The 4,309-nt window shown below is 71.2% G+C and carries 3 protein-coding genes and 1 pseudogene; 3 read left to right on the top strand and 1 reads right to left on the bottom strand.

Going from position 1 to position 4,309, the window contains the following annotated elements; translation table 11 throughout:
• Nucleotides 1–604, top strand: a pseudogene (locus tag B9H04_RS17455) (transcriptional regulator TbsP domain-containing protein); the annotation flags it as partial.
• 84 nt (nucleotides 605–688) lie between these two features.
• Nucleotides 689–1,810 carry a pyridoxal phosphate-dependent aminotransferase gene (locus B9H04_RS17450; protein ID WP_049929396.1) on the top strand — a complete coding sequence of 374 codons (1,122 nt, stop codon included), beginning with the start codon at nucleotides 689–691 and terminating at the stop codon, nucleotides 1,808–1,810.
• Nucleotides 1,811–1,835: 25 nt separating this feature from the next.
• Here B9H04_RS17450 and B9H04_RS17445 read toward each other — a convergent pair whose 3' ends face one another.
• A complete protein-coding gene (locus B9H04_RS17445; protein ID WP_049929397.1) occupies nucleotides 1,836–2,843 on the bottom strand; it encodes a hypothetical protein in 1,008 nt (335 codons plus the stop codon).
• Between the two features lie 182 nt (nucleotides 2,844–3,025).
• Here B9H04_RS17445 and B9H04_RS17440 point away from each other — a divergent pair, with 182 nt between their 5' ends.
• The gene (locus B9H04_RS17440) at nucleotides 3,026–4,228 is read left to right on the top strand and encodes a methionine adenosyltransferase (RefSeq protein WP_049929399.1); all 1,203 of its coding nucleotides are present in this window, start codon (nucleotides 3,026–3,028) and stop codon (nucleotides 4,226–4,228) included.
• Nucleotides 4,229–4,309: the final 81 nt, after the last annotated feature.

Here is a 4,309-nt window from a genome sequence, read left to right as displayed (position 1 = left end):
AGCGAGCGGTCCCCGCGGGGACCGCTCGCTCGCGACGACGGCGGCCGGTGCCCGTCCGGAGGCGGTCGGCGCCGCGCGCGCGACCGCTGCGGCGCGGTTCGACGCCGCGACGGTCGAGCCGGTCGAGATGCCTTCTCGGCGGCGACTGCTCGCGGTGGCGCGGGAGATCCTCGACGACCGCTTCGCCGACGACCTCGCGACCGTGCTGGAGTCGCTTCCGCCGGGCGAGTTCGGCCGCGCGACGGAGCCGTCGGACCGGTCGCTCCTCGTCGCGCTCGCGGCCCGACACGACCACCTCTTCCGCGACCTCCGGGCGTGGGCCGGCGCCGACGGCATCGGGATCGCCCCGGCACAGGAGTTCACCGGCGACCGGCAGGCCCTCGTTGAGCGGGAGCTGATCGAGTCGATCAAGGTGCCGGCGGGACCGGGGCGGCCGATGCTCCGCCTCCGCGCGGTCGACGACGCGCTGTTGCGCGCCCGCGCCGAGGAAGTGCCGAGCGTCCTCGAAGGGCGGTTCGATCTGCCGACCGACGCGGACGGGCGGACCCGACACGACGCCGGCCGCGGCGAACGCCGGCCGGTCTGGGAGCGGAAGCGTCGGTGAGTGCGGGCCCGCGACTCGCCGTCGGAGGCGGCCTGTCGATCCGACGTGACAAGAACTAACTCGCGGCGGCGCCCTCAGAACGGTATGACGACGTTCTCCGACAGGGTCGAACGGATCTCGATAAGCGGGATCCGCGAGGTGTTCGAGGCGGCCGGCGACGACGCGATCAACCTCGGGCTCGGACAGCCCGACTTCCCGACGCCGCCCCACGCCCGCCAAGCCGCCGTCGACGCGATCGAGTCCGGAAAGGCGGACGCGTACACCGAGAACAAGGGGACCCCCGCGCTGCGGGAGGCGATCGCCGAGAAGCACCGCGCCGATCAGGGGATCGACCTCGACCCCGACAACGTCATCGCGACCGCGGGCGGCAGCGAGGCGCTCCACGTCGCCTTGGAGGCGCACGTCGACGCCGGCGACGAGGTGCTGATCCCGGACCCCGGGTTCGTCTCCTACGACGCGCTGACGAAGCTGGCCGGCGGCGAACCCGTCCCCGTGCCGCTCCGCGACGACCTCACGATCGACCCGGCCGCGGTCGAGGCGGCGATCACCGAGGACACCGCGGCGTTCGTCGTCAACTCTCCAGGGAATCCGACCGGGGCGGTCTCCTCCGAGGAAGACGTCCGGGAGTTCGCGCGCATCGCCGACGAGCACGACGTGCTCTGTCTCTCCGACGAGGTGTACGAGTACACCGTCTTCGACGGCGAACATCACTCGCCGATCGAGTTCGCCGAGACGGACAACGTCGTCGTCGTCAACTCGGCCTCGAAGCTGTTCTCGATGACCGGCTGGCGGCTCGGCTGGGTGTACGGCGCCGAGGGGCGCGTCGAGCGCATGCTGCGCGTCCACCAGTACGCGCAGGCGTGCGCCTCGGCGCCGGCGCAGTACGCCGCCGAGGCCGCGCTGCGGGGCGACCGCGGCGTGGTCGACGAGATGACGGCGTCCTTCGAGCGCCGCCGCGACATCGTCTTGGAGGGGTTCGCGGAGATCGGCCTCGACTGTCCCACCCCGAAGGGGGCCTTCTACGCGATGCCGCGGGTGCCCGAGGGATTCGTCGACGAGTGTCTCGACCGCGGCGTGGTCGTCGTCCCCGGCGAGGCGTTCGGGGAGAACGGCGCCGGTCACGCGCGGGTCTCGTACGCGACCGACGAGAGCGACCTGCGCGAGGCGCTCGACGTGATGGCGGAAGCGTACGAGGCGGCCCGCTGAGGCGACGGCGAAGCGCCTCGGCCGATCAGTTTCTCCCGTCGTTCACGATCCGGAGGTACCGCTCGTAGTACTCGTCGCCGTACCGGATCATCGCTTCTTCGGTCTCGCGGACGCCGGCGTCCTTGCGAACGTTCCCGTCGAGGTAGTGGCGCGCGTCGATCGCGCGGAGCAGTTCGGCGTACGCGTCGGAGTACGGGTGCGTCTCGCCGTACTCCTCTGCCTCGGCCCGGTCGACGATCCGTCCGGCCTCCGCGGAGAGTTCGTCCCGCTCGACCCTCGGACCGACGAGCGCCGCCCGGAGGATCGACTCCATTCGCTCGGGGCTCTCGGCGACCGCCTCGGCGGTCGGCCGGTGGACGGCCTCGTGAAACCGCTCCCGTTCGATTTCGACCCGGTAGGTGGTGTCTCGGTAGGTCACGTAGTCGGGACCGTCGTCGTCGAGCAGCGCGCTCTCCGCGCGCGAAGCTTCGGCCCGATACGCGTAGCCGCCGCGCTCGACCAGTCCGACGGGATAGCCGCCCACGCCACCGCGGGCCCGCGCGGCAAAGTGCGCGATGTGGACGGCCCGCTGGTCGGCCTCCGGGAGATCCCCGTCTTCGCCGCCGTCGACCGGCGACTCGCCGTCGCCGGCTGACGCTCCGTCGCTCTCGGCCTCGAAGAGCCGGAGAACCGGGTAGGTCTCGGCGACCTCGTCGACGATCACCGACCCGAGCCGGTAGTAGGTCCCCTCGAAGCGGGCGTACGCGGGGTCGTCCGGCTCCGCGAAGAACGGCTTCCGGTGTCGGATCGTGTACGGCTCCCCCGCCAGCGCGGCGTCGAGCGCCGCCCCGTCCCACCGCTCGGGCGGGGCGTCGGGGTCGCGAACGTACCGGTCGCGCAGCGAGCCCTCGACCCGCGAGAGCGAGAGCCGCAGTTCCGGCCCGTCGTCTGACTCGTCGTCGCTATCGGTCCCGAGACAGCCGGCGGCGGCGCCGATGCCGCCCGCGAGCGCACCGGCGAGCAGTCGACGGCGGGAGGGCGCGAGTTCGTCCATACGGGGCAGTCGCACTCGCCGCGGCAAAGTCCTTGCCGAAACTCAAGCGCCCGCTTGTGTCACCCGGCGCGACGCGGGCCGGGCCGGGGCCGCCGAAGCCGCCTATGAATAACTACAGGTTATTCACTACCGGTGGAGAGTTTCCGCAAGTTATAGTGCCGACGGCGCAGTATCGGTGCGTAATGGACCGGAACATACAGGTCAGCCGCCTCGACCGGCAGGCGGTCGAGGACCAGGAGGTCGAAATCGTCGAGCGAAAGGGGATCGGTCACCCAGACTCGATCTGCGACGGCGTCGCGGAGTCGGTCTCGCGGGCGCTCTCGCAGCTCTACTTGGACCGCGTCGGCAAGGTGCTCCACTACAACACCGACGAGACGCAGCTGGTCGCCGGCCGCGCGGCCCCCGCGTTCGGCGGCGGCGAGGTCGTCGAGCCCGTCTACATCCTCATCGTCGGCCGCGCCACGAAGGAGTACGACGGCGAGCAGCTCCCGGTTGACTCGACCGCGCTCGCGGCCGCCCGCGACTACCTCGCCGAGGCGATCCCTGAGCTCGAGTACGGCACCGACGTGGTCGTCGACGTGAAGCTCGGCGAGGGCTCCGGTGACCTCCAGGACGTGTTCGGCGAGGAGACGCAGGAGGTTCCGATGGCCAACGACACCTCCTTCGGCGTCGGCCACGCGCCGCTCACCGAGACGGAGACGATCGTCCGCGAGGCCGAGCGCGCGCTCAACACGACCTACCACGACGACCACCCCGAGCTCGGCCCCGACGTGAAGATCATGGGTAAACGCGAGGGCGACCGGATCGACATCACCGTCGCCGCCGCGATGGTCGACGCCTACGTCGACGGGCTCGACGAGTACGACGACGCGGTCGCGTCCGTCCGCGAGTACGTCGACGACCTCGCCCGCGAGTACACCGACCGCGAGGTCAACGTCGACGTGAACACGGCCGACGACTACGACGAGGGCTCCGTCTACCTGACTGTCACCGGCACTTCCGCCGAGCAGGGCGACGACGGCTCCGTCGGGCGCGGCAACCGCGCCAACGGCCTCATCACCCCGAACCGCCCGATGTCGATGGAGGCGACCTCCGGGAAGAACCCCGTCAACCACATCGGGAAGATCTACAACCTGCTCTCCACCCGCGTCGCCGAGTCCGTCACCGAGGAGGTCGACGGGATCCGCGACCTCCAGGTCAGGCTCCTCTCGCAGATCGGCCGGCCGATCGACGAGCCGCACGTCGCGGACGCGCAGATCGTCACCGAGGACGGCGTCACGCTGAGCGACATCGAGGCCGACGTCGTCGACATCGTCGACCGCGAGCTGGCCGACGTGACGGACGTGACCCGCAGTGTCATCGAGGGCGACGTCTCGACGTTCTGAGCCGGGCGCCGCCGGTCGCGATCTCTCCCCTCCACCGCCCGCTGACCGCGACCGGCGGCGCCCGGCTCAGAACGTCGAGAC

Source organism: Halorubrum ezzemoulense DSM 17463 (assembly GCF_002114285.1).
In the GTDB taxonomy this organism is placed as follows: Archaea; Halobacteriota; Halobacteria; order Halobacteriales; family Haloferacaceae; genus Halorubrum; species Halorubrum ezzemoulense.
This window is presented reverse-complemented; position numbering and strand designations above follow the sequence as displayed.